This is a genomic window from uncultured Pontibacter sp. (assembly GCF_947495565.1).
Classification (GTDB): domain Bacteria; phylum Bacteroidota; class Bacteroidia; order Cytophagales; family Hymenobacteraceae; genus Pontibacter.
This window is the reverse complement of the sequence record NZ_CANLZM010000005.1, coordinates 217,172-233,117: the sequence shown is the minus strand read 5'-3', so window position 1 is coordinate 233,117 and position 15,946 is coordinate 217,172. Positions and strand designations below refer to the sequence as shown.

Genomic DNA, 15,946 nt, shown 5'->3' with positions numbered 1-15,946 from the left:
TTAGCTGTGGTGGCTACCCTTAATCATATCCAGCACCAAACCCGACCAGGTAAACTCATGCGCACCGTAGCCCTCGCCGGTAAATGGGTTATAGTATTCCCTGAAGCCGCTTTTGGAGATCATCTTTTTTACGCTTAGCAGCAGCGCATCCGCCTCTTCGCTGTAGCCTTTTTGCTGCAGATACCGGTGCATAAACCAATTAAAGAGCACCCAAGTTGGTCCACGCCAGATGTATACCGACTCCCCAGCATCAAAAGCAGCCTCATGTACAGACAAAGACGGTATGGGGTAAGGCACCGAAAAGCCATCTGGGTTGAAAAGGTGCCGCTGTAGCACAGCTTCGCTTATTTGCTTTGGCACATTGGGCAAAACCACCGGAAAGAAAATGGTGGCCGTGCAAATGCGCAGTTGCTCCATGCGCTGGCCCGCCAAGTCATAAAACGCTTTATCTGCCGGGTGGTACATGTACTTTAAAATACTGTCGCGGGTGCGTTCGGCACGCGATGCATAGATACTGGCGCTCTCATCGCCGGCCACGGAACATAAATTTGCCAATGCCTGCAGACTTTGCGCATAGATGGTGTTAAAGGCCACATCCTTCACAATAAAATTATCCTGCCTGTAAAGCCGCTGCAAATCATAACCTCTCCCGAAGTTCTTCATCTCCAACCACATTACCTTCAGGAAAAGCCGCCAGTCGCCAACGCCACTCCTGAACCCTAGCACAGGATCGTAACTGGCTTTCCAGTCCATCCCGGATTCGTAAGGTGATATGATCGACAGCAGCCCCTCCCCTTCAAAATCGCGGTTACGGTGCAGCCAGTCATAGTAGGCTTTCAGCTTTGGCAGCATTTCCTTTACAAAAGCCACGTCTTTGGTACGGGTGTAAATGCGCTGCACCGCCTCTGCCACAAGCGGGGGCTGCACCAGGGCCGTCATGTGTGGTTTGGTAAGCCTGAGCAGCGACTTGGGCTTTAGCTGAAAAATATCGGTGATACGGGCCGGAAAAGAGTGCTTCCAATAAAGTATGTGGCCCACAAAACCATCCTCCTCCTGCATCAGGAAAAGGCTGCGCATGTGTTTTTTGGCCATTTCGTGTTCGCCAAGCGCCGTGAGCGTGAACACATGAAAGCAGGTGTCCCAGAAATACTGAAAAGGGTACGTGTCGGGCGAGGGCCTGGTGTAGTGAAAGGAAAAGCCCTCGCTTTCGCCCTTTATCATATTTGCGTAAAGCAGCTTACGCACCCGTTCCTCTATCTGCTCATCGGTCAGCAAGGTTATACTTTCTGTTGTTTTATTTGATGTAGTCATCCCAGCCGGCATAGCGTTGCGTTTTAGGGCCGCGTGGTATAGCCAGCGCTGCCACTGCCAGGCCTAACACAATACCTGTTATACTTAAACCTGTTGGCGCTCCCAAAAACCATGGCGCTGCTGCTGCGGCAAGGCCCAGCAACACATTTAAGTAGCGCCCGATACGAAGCGGCTCCCCCATACAGATAACGGAAACCACCACCACCAGCGAGCCCGCCAGGTGAAACACATCCGCCGCCGGATCATGTATGGATACCCCGAAGAAGCCAGGTGCAAACACCATCGCCACACCTACCAAGGTTGCTAAGGAGAGCGTCCAGGGGAAGCTCACGCCCCAGATGGAGGAGGCGTATACGTTGCCAGGCTCCTGCGGAAACTTCATCAGTTCCGGCGCGTGCTCTTCTTTCTCGCCGCCCTCCATGGTGCCGCCTTTCCAGAACAGCTTCCAGAAACCTTCGCCTTTTTTCATCTTTTTCTTCATAAACTGGCCCATGGCTACTACTTCGTCTGCCTCCAGCGGTATCATAGGCAACATAATGGCCGCGGCCAACAGGCAGAACGTGCACCAGGCGCCCACTACCACCGGCTGCGAAATCACCAGGAAAATGTGCACCAGGCCCAGCGGTATCACCAGTATACCGAATACGGCTACCATCCAGGGCATAGTGCGCCAGCGGGCAGGGCTGCCCATCCAGCCCATCAGAAACTCAAAAGTATACGCTATGGTGCCAAGGCCCGCATCAGAAATGGGCAGCGAATGCGACATGCTGGAGTTTAACACCTGCTCGCTTTGCTCGCCAAAAAACGGATCCCACACGGAGTCTATGTAACCCAGCTGAAAAGCAGCCAGGTAGCGCGATACAATCCAGCCTACAAAGCCCAGCACCATCATGATCCAGCGCTGCGGCCAGCTGCTGGGGTTGTAGCTCCAGCCCGGCGGCACCTTCGGCCCCATCTTCATGTACATGATCATGTTCGGCATGCCCGGTATAAGTATGGTTAGGGCAATGATTAAAGCTCCCACCATGGTATTGTTCAGGTAAGCCACCGCCGTGGGCGACCAGAAAAGGATAGGCGCCATGGTAAGCCAGATGCCGATAAAGCAGCAGACCCAGAGGCTGATAGGCCGGTTAGGAGTCAGGCCGCGCCACCCGAAGAAAACGAGCAGCGCACCGCTGATGATGTCGCTCCACTTCATAAAAGCGATGCGCTCTTCCATAGACAGCCAGACAGCTCTGCCGCCAGATGGGTTTACCGTACCGATGCTGTAGTCGAAGGTTAGCGGCGAGAACAGCATCCATACGCCAAGTATAACAATCATCCAGTACACCCAAAGTGTTTGCATGTGGTGCATGTGCAGCATCTTCTGGCGCATCTCCGGGTCCATTTCCATTTTATGGTCACTGCCCTTGTCTTTGTCGTCTCCCCCTTCGTGCATTTGCTTGTTGTGCTCACGCAGCTTTTTCTCTGCCATTGGCCGCGTTACGCCACGCATTCCCATACCTCCTCCCCCGTGCTCGTGCTGCTCGTTACTGCCTGTTTTTTTGTTCTGGTCTTTTTCCATAGCTAAACCGGTTTCTACAAGTATGCTGAAGTATACGGCACCTTACCATCTGAGATATTTCTGCTTGTTTTCTTGCTGCTTCACAGGCACAGCATCAACATCCGCGGGTTTTAAGCGTACTTTATCCTTGGAAGAACCCTTCCGGTTTAATTCTCAATTAAGAAAAAAAGCTATGTCAATAAAGGATATATTTAATAAGGTAAAAAAGGAAGTGAAGGTGATGCAGGGTGAGGATACGAAAGACAAAGTATACCAGAATGAAAACACCTATCCTACCGAACAGGAAGCGATTGCAGCCTTTGAGCAGGCCAAGCAAAAACTGTTTAACGTAAATGAGTGGTCGAAGCTCTCCGGCATTAACTCCACATTTGCGATTTATGATAACCAAGGCCGCCGCACCACCGCTTTGAAGCCGGAAATAGGTTATTACCTCAAAATTATACTGCCTGCCTCTACCATAGAAAACTGGGTGAAGATAACAGATGTACGCGAGGAGGAGAAGCTGGCCGAGTTTATCGTGCACCCTAGCGAGCAACCCAAAGAACTTGGATATGGTGATGCAGAGGTGGAACACTTTTTCATAAAAGAGGCCAGCAGTACATTTAGGGTGACGCGTGAAGGCAATACATTGACAGGCTATGAAATTGGCCGAAATGAAGGCATTAACAACCAGGGCGAAGAAGCCGGCGGCCGCGCCATCTTAAACACTTTTGTGGCCGAAGGGGGCTGGGCTGTATTCCAGGAGATGCAGTGGGACAAGCTAACCCGCTACCTGGTACACCTGGAGGAGACAGAGGAAGAATAAAGTATAACGTGGTTTACAGTACTTGTAGAGCACCCGCTGGCGGGTGCTCTTTTTTTGTTGTAAATTACTAAATTGAGAGCGTACTCCGTTTAGCTGCCGGATTTGGGTGTATAAACTGAATAGGGTTCCGTTTATACACAAGTTATGTGGCATTTTGAGCACACCCATCAACAATAGTACAATGAACGAAAATATATTTGACCCAAATAATTCAAACTTCTTAACAGCGATTGCGACTGCTCTCTTAGTGCTTGTCGGGTTGGTTCAAATATTCGTTCTTTTTTCTCAAAGGAAACAAACAAGAATTGCCTTAACGGAACAATACCGACAACTATGGAATAGTTTGAAAAAACATTGGGGCAATGTAGTTTTTATTGGCAGAGAAAATGGTGAGTACTATCAAGTTTTAGACGAAACATCAATTAACGCTCTTAAAGAAGAAGTTACAAAACATAGACTTGACACGCCAACAATCTGGGCCTTGGAAAGTATTCAAAAAGTTTGTGGCACATTAGGCGAAGTTTCAACGAGAGTTTTACAAGGACATTTAAAAGTTTCGGATATATATCCAATATTCGGAACAGAGTTTTTAAGGCAAAGCCGACCTCTAAGGCAACTTTTAGACCCTGAATATTCAAACTCTTATCATACAGACGAAACTACCGAACAACATAAACACATTAGGGCGGAAGTACAAGATTGGCTTGTTTATCATGATGGACTAAGAAGACGCTGCTTAATAATAATTGACTTGTTGTGGGCAGAAGCAGCAAGGCTTGAAGACTTACCACCAGATGATGTGAGAAGTGCCGCAGACGCAAAAACACACGCTGGCAAATTCAATAGAAGAAGAGTTTTTAAAGAAGCATTAAGATTAAACGGAATAACAAAAGTTTTTCATGCATTAAGTTTGTCAAGGTTCTTACGAAAAGCAGAGTATAGTTCTTGGTCTAACTGGACAGGAATAAATGAAGATAGGCTTTCAAGCCTCAACAATGAATGGACTAAACGACTTTTAAGAGATAGATATTAGAAAAACGCCACATAACAAAATTTAGCAGTACGGCTTGCTAACGCTGCGCCATTCTGCTACACAAGCACGTTAGCTTACATGTTAATCATTCAAAAGATGAAAGCAGAACTTAAAAAAGACATTTTATCAATTTGGAAAATTTTCCATTTAGCAAAGCAAAGTTTTCAATATTCCAACTACCTCCACAGCCCAGATACAGAAGAAGAGACAACAGAAATAAATAGAAATCATTTTCTAAGGTTTATAAGCCATATTATTCTAAGAGTTCTAGTAATAGAGTTATGCAAACTGTATAATAATGATAACAGTAATCAGAAATTTAGTATCCCGAAATTGCTAAAAAAGCTAAAAAATGATGGACATTACTCTAAGCTTAATTTTAATAAAGAAAAATTAGGGGAATGGGTATCAAAACTTCAATCATTAGAAAGGACTGTGATAAACATTAATGTATTAAGGGATAAGCTTTATGCACATACAGATAGACAGAAGCCTGATTTAGAACAGTATGGTTTTGAATTTGAAGAGCTAGAAATTCTTCTAGAACTAACTGAAGACATCATTTATAATATCAATTCTGATTTATTCGATACCCATACAGACCTAAGAACTGAGTTCGACATGTGTGAAATGGATATAGTCAAAAATATCGTCGATTTTAAAGAATATGAACTTCAGAAATCTTGGAATCAGTTCAGAAGCAGAAGAAACACGAACAGCTAACACGGCACAGGCTCCATGCTCGGCTACTCCTCGTTTGGAGCCTTCACTAGACGTTATACTTCAGCCCCGGCCCATCAGCTGGGGTTTTTTCGTGGCCTGTATCCTGCTAGACTTTAGCAAGTCAATTTTCTCAACAAATTCACAAAACGATTTATCCACAGGAAACCTGCACAAGCTGAACAACTTAACTATTTATCCACCGAATCTCACCTTATTTTTGATTTTTAATTCCTAAATCTTCAAATTACCTTCGTAACCCTAAACATGAGTACCATGATGCAGAACGGACAAAATACAGCTCTCCGCAATGACTGGAGCCTGGAGGAAATAGAAGCGATCTATAATAAGCCAGTACTGGAACTGATTGTAGAAGCAGCCAATGTACACAAGCAGTACCAGGCCACCGGCGAGGTGCAGGTTTGTACATTATTATCCGTAAAAACAGGCGGCTGCTCTGAAGACTGTGCTTACTGCCCGCAAGCCGCCCGCTACCACACAGGTGTGGATGTGCACAAACTGATGAGCCAGGAGCAGGTGCTAACGGCGGCACAGCGTGCCAAAGAAGGTGGCTCTACCCGTTTCTGTATGGGCGCGGCATGGCGCGAGGTGCGCGATAACCGCGACTTCGACAAGGTGCTGAACATGGTGAAAGGCGTAAACGAAATGGGCCTTGAAGTATGCTGTACGCTGGGCATGGTAAACGAATATCAGGCTGAGAAACTGAAAGAGGCTGGCCTATACGCCTACAACCACAACCTGGACACGTCGGAAGATAACTACGCCAGCATCATCACCACCCGCACCTACGATGACCGCTTGAACACGATAGATAACGTGCGCAAGGCAGGTATTTCGGTTTGCTCGGGCGGCATTATTGGCCTTGGCGAGACAGACGAAGACCGTATCAAGATGCTTTATACGTTGTCTACTATGGAGCAGCACCCGGAATCTGTACCTGTAAATGCATTGGTGCCGGTAAAAGGTACTCCGCTGGAGCATCAGCCGCTGGTATCGGCATGGGAAATGGTGCGCATGATTGCCACAGCCCGTATATTGATGCCTCAATCTATGGTAAGGCTATCGGCTGGCCGTGAGCGAATGAGCGTGACAGATCAGGCGCTGTGCTTCCTGGCAGGAGCCAACTCCATCTTTACCGGCGAAAAACTGCTGACTACGCCAAACCCGGATTTTGATGCGGATAAGGCTATGTTCAACTTACTAGGCCTTACACCTAGAAAATCATTTAAAGAAGAGAAGCAACACGTTTGCTCTTAATACAAAAGCCGAAGGAGTTTCCTCCTTGTGTAATCATCCCTCTGCTCCCTTCAAAGGGCAGGGGGATGACAATCTGCATCGAGAACTAAAACCCAGCTTCTTTGCCTAGTAATACATTATCGGATAAACTGCAGCAGAAGCTGGCGGAGCGTGCAGCGCAGGGTAATCTGCGTGTGCTTAAAACCACCTCCGGCCTTGTAGATTTCTGCTCCAACGATTACCTCGGCCTTGCTCGCTCAGAAAAACTGCGGGCGCTTATCCATAAGGAGGAGGAAAAATATATACAACTGCCATTGGGCGCGACTGGTTCGCGGCTACTATCAGGCAACCACCCGTTGTTTGAGGAGCTGGAGGGTATAATTGCGCGCTACCACCACGCGGAGGCGGCGCTGCTTTTTAACTCCGGCTATAAGGCTAACGTGGGTTTGTTGTCGGCTTTGCCACAGCGGGGCGATACGGTGTTTTATGATGAAGCCAGCCATGCCTCCATGAAAGACGGCCTGCGCCTGAGCTTTGCGAAAAGCCATGCCTTCCGGCACAACAACGTGGAGGACCTGAGGCAGAAGCTGGAACGGACAACTGGGCAGGTATACGTGCTGGTGGAGTCGGTATACTCGATGGATGGTGACCAGGCCCCTTTGCGGGAGCTGGCACATGTTTGTAACGCATACAATGCGGCACTTATTGTAGATGAGGCACATGCAGTGGGCCTTTACGGTGAGAAAGGAGAAGGACTTGTTTCGGCTTTAGGGCTGGAGCAGGAGGTGTTTGCCCGGGTACTAACCTATGGCAAGGCAATGGGTTTGCATGGTGCGGCTGTGGTAGGTCCGCAGGTGCTCCGCGATTTCCTCATCAACTACAGTCGTGCCTTTATTTACACAACCGGGTTGCCAACGCATGCGCTGGTGGCTCTTAAGTGCGCCTATACTTTGCTGCCCGACCTGAACAGGGAGCGGGAAAGAGCAAAACGACTGGCGCACAAACTGTACCTGAAACTGAACAAGCTTAGCGGCATTCGCTGCACCCCGGAAGGCAGTGTTATACTTTCGGTTTTTCTGCATCAGCCCCAAAAGCTTAAAGAGCTGACGGCTGCGCTGCAACAAAAAGGTTTTGACGTGCGCCCCGTGCTGCCGCCAACAGTGCCCCAAGGCACAGAACGGCTCCGCGTAATTGTGCATGCTTTTAATACAGAAGAAGAAATTGAGGGCCTCGCGCAGGCCATAGCCCAAGGTACATGAAACAATATTTTGTAACAGGAATCGGAACGGACGTTGGCAAAACAGTTGCCGCAGCCATACTTACCGAAGCCCTGCAGGCCGACTACTGGAAACCTGTGCAAGCAGGTGGCCTGGACTTCACCGACACAGACACTGTAAAGAGTCTGGTTTCTAACGATCACTCGGTTTTTTACCCGGAGGCATACCGCCTCAAAATGGCTGCGTCGCCGCATAAGGCTGCCGCTGCCGAGGGCGTGGAGATCGACGTGCAAAGTATGAAGCTACCCGACACCCAGAACAACCTGATTGTGGAAGGAGCCGGCGGCCTGATGGTGCCCCTGAACAAGCGCTACCTGGTGCTGGACCTGGTGCAGCAGCTTGGGCTGGAGGTTATACTTGTATCCAGAAACTACCTCGGAAGTATAAACCATACTCTGCTGACAGCCGAAGTGCTGCGTTACCGCAAGATTCCGGTGGCGGGTATCATTTTTAACGGTGAGGAAAACGCTACATCAGAGGATTTCATCGTAAAGTATACAGGGCTGCGCCGCCTGCCGTCTATCCGCCAAGAAGCCGATTTCTGTAAAGACACCGTGGCTGAATACGCAAAAACATTTGAGGGATACTTATAGTTATCTGCCGAAAGCAATAACGACAAAACCAATTTGTGATCTGATTCACATATCATAAGTATGAATTTAGCCGAACGCGACCATAACGTAATCTGGCATCCTTATACGCAAATGAAAACAGCAGCGCTCCCTATCCCGATCGTTCGGGGCGAGGGGGCGCTGCTGTTTTCGGAGGATGGCCAGACTTATATAGATGCCGTGGCTTCGTGGTGGGTAAACCTGCACGGCCATGCGCACCCATACATTGCGCAGAAAGTTTCGGAACAGCTCAACACGCTGGAACACGTTATTTTTGCCGGTTTTACGCATCCTGCCGCTGTTACCTTTGCCGAGCGCCTGCTTCAGATTTTGCCGCAGGGCCAAAGCCGCATCTTCTATTCCGACAACGGCTCCACAGCTGTAGAGGTCGCCATGAAAATGGCCATCCAGTACTGGAATAATCTGGGCACGCCTAAAAAGAAAATTATCGCCTTCCGCGACAGCTACCACGGCGATACCTTCGGGGCGATGTCGGTGAGCGCGCGCAGCGCCTTTACCGCGCCGTTCTGGTCCTACTTGTTCGAGGTGAATTTTATAGATGTGCCTATTCCGGGTAACGAGGAGGAAAGTATAAAACAGCTGGAAGCCTTTGCTGCTGCCGGCGACGTGGCTGCGTTTATCTATGAGCCGCTGGTGTTGGGCACGGCCGGTATGGTGATGTACTCGCCGGAGGTGCTTAACCACATGCTGAAAATTTGCCGCTCGAATGATATTTTGACTATTGCCGATGAGGTGATGACTGGCTTTGGACGCACCGGTCGCCTGTTTGCCAGCGAATACCTGCCCGAGCAACCCGATATGGTTTGCCTGTCTAAAGGCTTAACTGGCGGCACCATGGCTTTAGGCGCCACATCCTGCAACGAGAAAATCTACGAGGCCTTTCTGCACGACGATAAAAGTAAAACACTCTTCCATGGGCACAGTTACACCGCAAACCCCGTGGCCTGTGCAGCCGGTTTGGCAAGTATGGATTTGCTGTTGACGGAGGAAACCCAGCAAAGTATAAAGCATATCGAGGCGCGGCACCAAGTCTTCATCCAAAGTATAAAAGATCTGCCGCAGGTAAAAGAGGCCCGGCAGCAGGGCACCATTCTGGCTGTGGAGTTTGAGGACGGCGGCACCTCCTACTTCAGCGACCTGCGCGATACGCTTTATAGTTTTGGCCTGGATAACGGCGTCATACTTCGTCCGCTTGGCAATATCATCTATGTTATTCCACCCTATTGCATCACCGACGAGCAGCTGAACCAGGTGTATAAAACCATACAAGGCATGCAGGAAGTTGTAACCGGCAAGCGCCATCACCCGCGCCCCGACCAAGACATGCTACACGATTAAAAATCCGCTTTGAAAGCAGCTAAAATCAAAATAACCCAAAAGGCATTTCAAAACTGCCTATTGGGTTATTTTTTGCATTAATCCCGTACCTTTGCCTTAGTTTTGAAAGTACCTCAGCAATATACTATCTTAAAAGGGCATGGCACCATCTCCCCGCTTGGGCATGATACTTACTCAGTGTCAACTGCTTACGCAGCCGGCATTCCTGCTTTCAAAACCATACTTCACCAAGGCACCGCTACGCCTGTTGCTGCTTTAACTCAGGAAGCTGAGCAGCAACTCCAACTTTTACTTGCTTCCAACCCAAGCTACAAACAACTCGACCGCTCCGTACTGATGACGATATATGCGGCAAGGCAGGCAAGTATGGCGGCCGGCTGGCTCACTGAAAACAATGCTACTGATGATGACCTTGGCGTAAATATAGGTTCCTCGCGCGGCGCGACAGGCTTATTTGAGCAACATTACGAGGATTTTAAGCAAGAGCAGCTTTCTGCTGCTGCATCCCCTACCACCACACTCGGCAACTTATCTAGCTGGGTAGCGCATGCTGTGAACGCTGGCGGAGCTCAAATCAGCCATTCTATTACCTGTAGCACAGCGCTGATGGCGTTTGCCAACGGGGTTGCATGGCTCAGGGCAGGTATGGCCAAACGTTTTCTGGTAGGCGGCACCGAAGCTCCGCTCACTGATTTTACCATTGCCCAAATGAAGGCTGTTGGTATTTACTCTAAACTTGCCGATTACCCGTTTCCTTGCAAACCTTATGCGCTGGAGAAACAGAACACCTTTACTTTGGGTGAAGGAGCTGCGGTTTTTGCCATCGAACAAACCGAAACCCTGCATGCTGGCGATGTACTTGTCGAAGCCGTGGGTTTGGGTTTTGAAAAGCTCGTGAGCAAGACCGGAATATCTGCAGAAGGTATAAACTTCCAGAAATCCATGCGGCACGCGTTGTCGCAACTTCCTTCCGATGACCAAACGATAGATCTACTAATCACCCACACCCCTGGCACCCGCGCCGGCGACAAGGCTGAGTTGGCTGCCATTGAGGCTGTGTTCGGCGCAGAAGTCCCTGTCGTAACAACGAATAAATGGCTTATTGGCCATACGTTGGGAGCTTCCGGGGCACTCAGTTTGCAATACGCTTTACATGTTCTGCAGCAACAGCAGTATACTATAATACCTTACCCTAACGTACTGTCGCAGAGGCAGCCACAACGCATTAACCGCATTATGGTAAATGCTGCAGGCTTTGGTGGCAATGCAGCAAGTGTTATTGTAAGACGCGTAAATTAATGACTCTGCCCCTCCCTTTCGCTTAATCCCAATAAAACTTAACAAACAGTTATTAAACCATTACCACATTTTTAGTAACTGATTTTGTATAAATCAGTACAACTACTTCAATAGTAACTATAATTAATATTTGCACTATTTTGAAACAATACCACTCTAAATCCGATTCAATTAATTACTAGCCATGATTTTATGGAAAGTATATTGAAGTAGAGCAAAACATTGATGGTAGCTGAATACCAATTTTTATGCGTGAGCCCCTCAATTTAGTACAATCAATATATTCTCGCTGTAATTATAGTTGCTGACTTTCTTCAGATAAACATCATCTAGTTGGTTTATATATAACATCAATCAATATTTGCTAAACCTGTAACATAAGATAAACAATATATATGAATAAAAATTTACATCCGCTTACTTATGTATCGTTTTCAGGTGCTAGAAGTATAGTACTGCTTCTGTTTTTAACCGTCCTTTCATTTTCTGCTTTCGGACAAACACCGGGCATTATTTACAGTCCTGCCACGGCAGGCGGAGCAAAAGTGCTTGACCCTGACGGAAACGGCTATGTTTCCCGTACGGCAAGCGGTTTCCCTACAAGCACAGATGAAGGAGCCAGTTCTAGTGAGATACCTTACAGGGTTTTTCCGGCATTATTGACAGAACCATTAGGAGACTTAAATACCGGATCGTCGGGCGGGCACACAGATTTAGCCCCTCCAGCCACACCAATTGTAGCTCCTTCCACAGGATCTCCTATCTCAGCCTATTTTAATGGCAGCAATTTGATGTTTCGTATACGCTTAGGTGGCGCTTCAACTGCCTCTAAAGGGTACAGCGTGTTGATAGACAGTAACAACAAATTTGACGGGACAGGCACTAACCCTGGGTTTGAATTTGAAGTCTTGTTGGCATCAAACTTTGCCGTGCAAATTTTAAAACACACTCCAACCGGCAGCTCTACTATTTTCAGTGGCTCCGTGGCACAATACTCGCAAAAAGCAGTTGCTGCCTCTACTTCAGGAGGTAACACTGATTATTTCTATGATTTTTATGTTCCAATTTCAGCCTTCAACGGAGAAATAACAGCCTCTACCCCACTGCGCATGAGCGGCATAACCATTACCAGTGCCCAAAGCGGTATCACAGGTACGGTATCTGATGTGGGCGGTGTTAACTTTCAGGCTTACAACTACGATGCACCAGCTGCTTGGCGGGCTTTAATAAATGCTTTTCCGCCTACCACTTTAAGTCAACTCAACTCCTCAGGCTTTGTAACCTCTTGCCCGACTATCACAGGTCCTTTGCTAGCAGGAAGTAGGACAGTAAGTGGTACAACAACAGCAACTACTGGTCCTGTAACTATAAATGTTTATTCAGGAGGTAGCCTTGTTGGTACCACCAGTATCAATAATAGCGCTTCTTGGACAGTGACGTTGAATAACAATGCCACACTTACTGCAGGAAGCATCATAACAGCTAGCGCTAAAGCTGGTGAAAGGGCTGAATCCAGCACTACCTGTAGCCAAACCACTGTAAGCTCTGAATGTAATAGACCACCTGCGCCAAGTGTTATAATAGCTAATGGCCGGGGCAGTAGTACTATTACTACTGCAAATTCTACTGTTTATCCAAGTGTAACATTTAACCTATATCAAGTTACTTCGACTCCTACCGGTATTAACAGAACACTCTATAATTCGATAACTGTCGCTAATGCTTCGTCCGGGACAATTAATCCTTCTTCTGGAAATAAAATACCAGACGGAGAAATTTATGCTACTATCACGGTAAATGGCTGTGAGTCTGGGCGCTCAAACTATGTCTGTAACAGGGGCGGAAATACAACTGCACCGACGCTTACTACTAACCCTATAACTCCTACTACCACACAAATTACCGGAACTACAGTAGCCGGTGCTTTAGTTACTTTAATTGCTAACAACCTTCAGGTGGGTAATTCGGTTACCGCTACAAGTACTGGTGCCTATACAATTAACCTACAGCAGCCATTGGCTTTAGGGCAGCAGGTCTATACACGTATTTTTGTACCTGATCAATGTTCCAGCACTTCAGCTGTTCGAACAGTAACTGCACAAACAACTGCTCCAACTATAACAGGAACTTACTGTGGGCCAACAATTAATTTAGCGGGCACATCTACTGAGCCAGTTGGTACTACCATACAATTGTTTGTTAACGGTAATCCACTATCAACCACAGGCACACCTACTGTAAATCAAAATGGATTTTGGTCAGCCACGCTAAGCACAGCTGCTCAAGCTGGTAGCAATATCACAGCAAGGGCCACGGCTCCAAATAAAACTCAAAGCTTATCTTCCGAAGCTGTAACCATTACAGCTCAAACACCAATAAGTAGCTTAACAATTAACGCACCTATTGTAGAAGGGGCAACAAGTATATCGGGTACAGGGCCTGCTAATGCTAAAATAACGCTTTACATAGAGGGCACTCCTTTTCCTACGTCAGTAACAGTTGGCTCTGATGGTAAATGGACTGTATCAGGAATATCCCCTTTAGAATTGTTTGCTGGGGCATCTGTAACAGCAACTGTCAAAGCAACAGATCAATGTGAAAGTGCGAAAGCAACACCGGTAATTGTTAGTTGTACTCCCCCATCTTCAGCTCCAGCAATAAGCCCAACGGCCACCACTATATGTGTTGGCAGTAGCGCGACTGTCTCTGTCAGTAACTCAGAGCAAGGTGTTTCATACAGGTTAGTTACCCGCACTGGTACAAGCCCGAACTTTACTTATACAGATGCAGGTAACTCTGTTATTGGCACTGGCGGTACCATTACGTTAACATCCACTGCAATTACAGCTGCCACTACGCTTAGTGTAAGAGCACGAAAAATTACCGGAACAGCCTGCGAAGTATACTTAGGTGCTGTAAGCGTGACGGTGAACCCGCTGCCGCCAAACAACTATGGCGTTACTATAAGCACTGCATCTGGCTGCGCAGCTACATCGCCTATTATCACAGTAAGTGGGGCACAACCTGGCTTTAGGTACGAATTAATTAATGATGCTACAAAAGCGTTGATAACAACTGCTTCCGGAAGCATTAACCCAAGAACAGGCCCGGCTACTACAGGACCTATCAGCTTTACAGTAGCTTCTGTTAGCGCAACTACAACGTATGGCATTCGGATTGTAAACACGTCACAAACCAACACCAGCTGTGCTGTAGAAAACACGAATAAAGTCACTTATACTGTTACCGGGCCACGTACCGATCAACCCGTAACAATCAGCACCACCCGCACTTGCTCTGGTGGTTCGGCTATAATATATATAACCACCAATAACGATGGATTTAGTTACCAAATCCGTCGAGCATCTGATAACATGGCAATTGGAACTGCTTTTACAGGCAACGGGCAAACAATTTCAAGAACTGTTACCCCAACAGCCACTGCTACATACTATGTGCGGGTAACAGGCAATAGCTGCACAGTTGATCTTGCAAACCGTGTATCGCTTGAGGTAAGTGCCGCTGGGCCAATTGCCTCGGCCTCGGTAACAGAGGTAGTTAATAACCAACCTGTTTGTGCTACACAAGTATCTTTGGTAGGTAGTAACCCCGCTCCCGGATCAGGTGTTTGGACAATTACTTCTAAACCTACCGACAATACAACTGCAGCCATCACCGCTCCAACCAGTGCCTCGACAACCGCAACAGGTCTGACTTCCGGATCCTATACCTTTACTTGGACGGTAACAACTCCTAACTGCGGCAATTCGGCCGCAAGCACAACAGTTGTCATTAATTGCCCTACAAGTTATAATATAGCACCTCCAAAGTATAAATTGCAGTACAAGGTGAATGATATATTGGCGACTGCATCTGATGTAGATAAACTGTCCACGGCACCACCTGAAGCAAACGGAGTTAGTAGTGCTAGCATGGCAAACAGTACCCTTCTCCCTCCGGGCACAGAGCTGCTGCAGAACGGAAATATTAGAGTATCAGCACCACAATCGTTGATACCAGGCATATATGATTTCAGTATACTCACAGTTGATCAGAAAGGAGTTTCAACTACTACGCCGCTTAGAGTGATTATTTATGGCGAAGAGCCAGCCGTAGTACCACTGCCAGTAGAGCTAGTATACTTCAGAGCTGCGCTACAGCAGAAGCAAGTGCTGCTAAAATGGCTGACAGCATCCGAAGAAAACAACAAGGAGTTTGTAGTGGAGCGTAGCGCCGACGGAAAATCGTTCTCTGCCATCGGTACAATAGCCGGCGCGGGTACAACAACACAAGCACAGCAATACTCATTTATAGATAATGAACCTGTTTTGGGCACCACTTATTACCGCCTGAAGCAAGTGGATTTTGATGGTGAGTTTGCCTACAGCAATATTGTGTTCATACAAGCTAACGGAACTACCTCGCAAGAGCAGAACCTTGCAGTATGGCCAAACCCGTTTGATCAGCAAGTAACGGCAGAAATATTCTCTAAAACTGCTGCGGAGGCAATTGTTGAGCTCTCTGATATGCAGGGTCAGCAAGTATACAGAGGCACTGTTCAACTTAAACCAGGCTTCAATACTTTAGAGCTTCCGTTTAAAGGCCTAAGCAGTGGTATGTATATTCTGCGGCTGAAAGGCGGCGATATAAATGAATCTGCCAAGGTTATAAAAAAATAGCTTCACTGCAACACGTAGTAGTTAAATTAGA

General features: G+C 47.4%; 11 protein-coding genes. 9 read left to right on the top strand and 2 right to left on the bottom strand.

Translation table 11 applies throughout. The features are described from left to right. Entirely contained in the window at positions 1-1,311 is a 1,311-nt protein-coding gene (locus tag Q1B04_RS08950; protein ID WP_299758276.1) for a trehalase family glycosidase, read from the bottom strand. Then, positions 1,295-2,875, bottom strand: a complete 1,581-nt coding sequence (locus Q1B04_RS08945; protein WP_299758274.1) for a vitamin K epoxide reductase family protein — start codon at positions 2,873-2,875, stop codon at positions 1,295-1,297. The genes Q1B04_RS08950 and Q1B04_RS08945 overlap by 17 nt, the downstream gene beginning before the upstream one ends. Positions 2,876-3,047: 172 nt before the next feature. Here Q1B04_RS08945 and Q1B04_RS08940 point away from each other — a divergent pair, with 172 nt between their 5' ends. The 9 genes from Q1B04_RS08940 to Q1B04_RS08900 all read left to right on the top strand — a co-directional run bounded on the left by Q1B04_RS08940 (position 3,048) and on the right by Q1B04_RS08900 (position 15,915). Beyond that, positions 3,048-3,680 (top strand): hypothetical protein, encoded by a 633-nt coding sequence (locus Q1B04_RS08940; RefSeq protein WP_299758272.1) that lies wholly within the window; start codon positions 3,048-3,050, stop codon positions 3,678-3,680. Positions 3,681-3,861: 181 nt separating this feature from the next. Next, the gene (locus Q1B04_RS08935) at positions 3,862-4,713 is read left to right on the top strand and encodes a hypothetical protein (protein WP_299758269.1); all 852 of its coding nucleotides are present in this window, start codon (positions 3,862-3,864) and stop codon (positions 4,711-4,713) included. 96 nt (positions 4,714-4,809) lie between these two features. Beyond that, positions 4,810-5,436: a hypothetical protein gene (locus Q1B04_RS08930; protein WP_299758267.1), complete on the top strand. Its 627-nt coding sequence runs from the start codon at positions 4,810-4,812 to the stop codon at positions 5,434-5,436. Positions 5,437-5,709: 273 nt separating this feature from the next. Beyond that, on the top strand, positions 5,710-6,711 hold the full coding sequence (gene bioB / locus Q1B04_RS08925; protein ID WP_299758264.1) for a biotin synthase BioB: 1,002 nt from the start codon (positions 5,710-5,712) through the stop codon (positions 6,709-6,711). Between the two features lie 101 nt (positions 6,712-6,812). Continuing rightward, the gene (locus Q1B04_RS08920) at positions 6,813-7,949 is read left to right on the top strand and encodes an 8-amino-7-oxononanoate synthase (protein WP_299758261.1); all 1,137 of its coding nucleotides are present in this window, start codon (positions 6,813-6,815) and stop codon (positions 7,947-7,949) included. After that, positions 7,946-8,560: a dethiobiotin synthase gene (gene bioD / locus Q1B04_RS08915; protein ID WP_299758258.1), complete on the top strand. Its 615-nt coding sequence runs from the start codon at positions 7,946-7,948 to the stop codon at positions 8,558-8,560. Before Q1B04_RS08920 ends, bioD begins: the two co-directional genes overlap by 4 nt. Before the next feature lie 60 nt (positions 8,561-8,620). Then, on the top strand, positions 8,621-9,937 hold the full coding sequence (gene bioA / locus Q1B04_RS08910; protein ID WP_299758255.1) for an adenosylmethionine--8-amino-7-oxononanoate transaminase: 1,317 nt from the start codon (positions 8,621-8,623) through the stop codon (positions 9,935-9,937). A gap of 102 nt (positions 9,938-10,039) precedes the next feature. Further along, entirely contained in the window at positions 10,040-11,236 is a 1,197-nt protein-coding gene (locus Q1B04_RS08905; protein ID WP_299758252.1) for a beta-ketoacyl synthase N-terminal-like domain-containing protein, read from the top strand. Between the two features lie 395 nt (positions 11,237-11,631). Further along, the gene (locus tag Q1B04_RS08900; RefSeq protein ID WP_299758249.1) at positions 11,632-15,915 is read left to right on the top strand and encodes a T9SS type A sorting domain-containing protein; all 4,284 of its coding nucleotides are present in this window, start codon (positions 11,632-11,634) and stop codon (positions 15,913-15,915) included. The last annotated feature ends 31 nt before the right edge of the window (positions 15,916-15,946 follow it).

Bases quoted from the DNA above. Each gene is read 5' to 3' on its own strand.
- Q1B04_RS08950 (WP_299758276.1), bottom strand. From the start codon at position 1,311: ATGACTACATCAAATAAAACAACAGAAAGTATAACCTTGCTGACCGAT.
- Q1B04_RS08945 (WP_299758274.1), bottom strand. From the start codon at position 2,875: ATGGAAAAAGACCAGAACAAAAAAACAGGCAGTAACGAGCAGCACGAG.
- Q1B04_RS08940 (WP_299758272.1), top strand. From the start codon at position 3,048: ATGTCAATAAAGGATATATTTAATAAGGTAAAAAAGGAAGTGAAGGTG.
- Q1B04_RS08935 (WP_299758269.1), top strand. From the start codon at position 3,862: ATGAACGAAAATATATTTGACCCAAATAATTCAAACTTCTTAACAGCG.
- Q1B04_RS08930 (WP_299758267.1), top strand. From the start codon at position 4,810: ATGAAAGCAGAACTTAAAAAAGACATTTTATCAATTTGGAAAATTTTC.
- bioB (WP_299758264.1), top strand. From the start codon at position 5,710: ATGATGCAGAACGGACAAAATACAGCTCTCCGCAATGACTGGAGCCTG.
- bioD (WP_299758258.1), top strand. From the start codon at position 7,946: ATGAAACAATATTTTGTAACAGGAATCGGAACGGACGTTGGCAAAACA.
- bioA (WP_299758255.1), top strand. From the start codon at position 8,621: ATGAATTTAGCCGAACGCGACCATAACGTAATCTGGCATCCTTATACG.
- Q1B04_RS08900 (WP_299758249.1), top strand. From the start codon at position 11,632: ATGAATAAAAATTTACATCCGCTTACTTATGTATCGTTTTCAGGTGCT.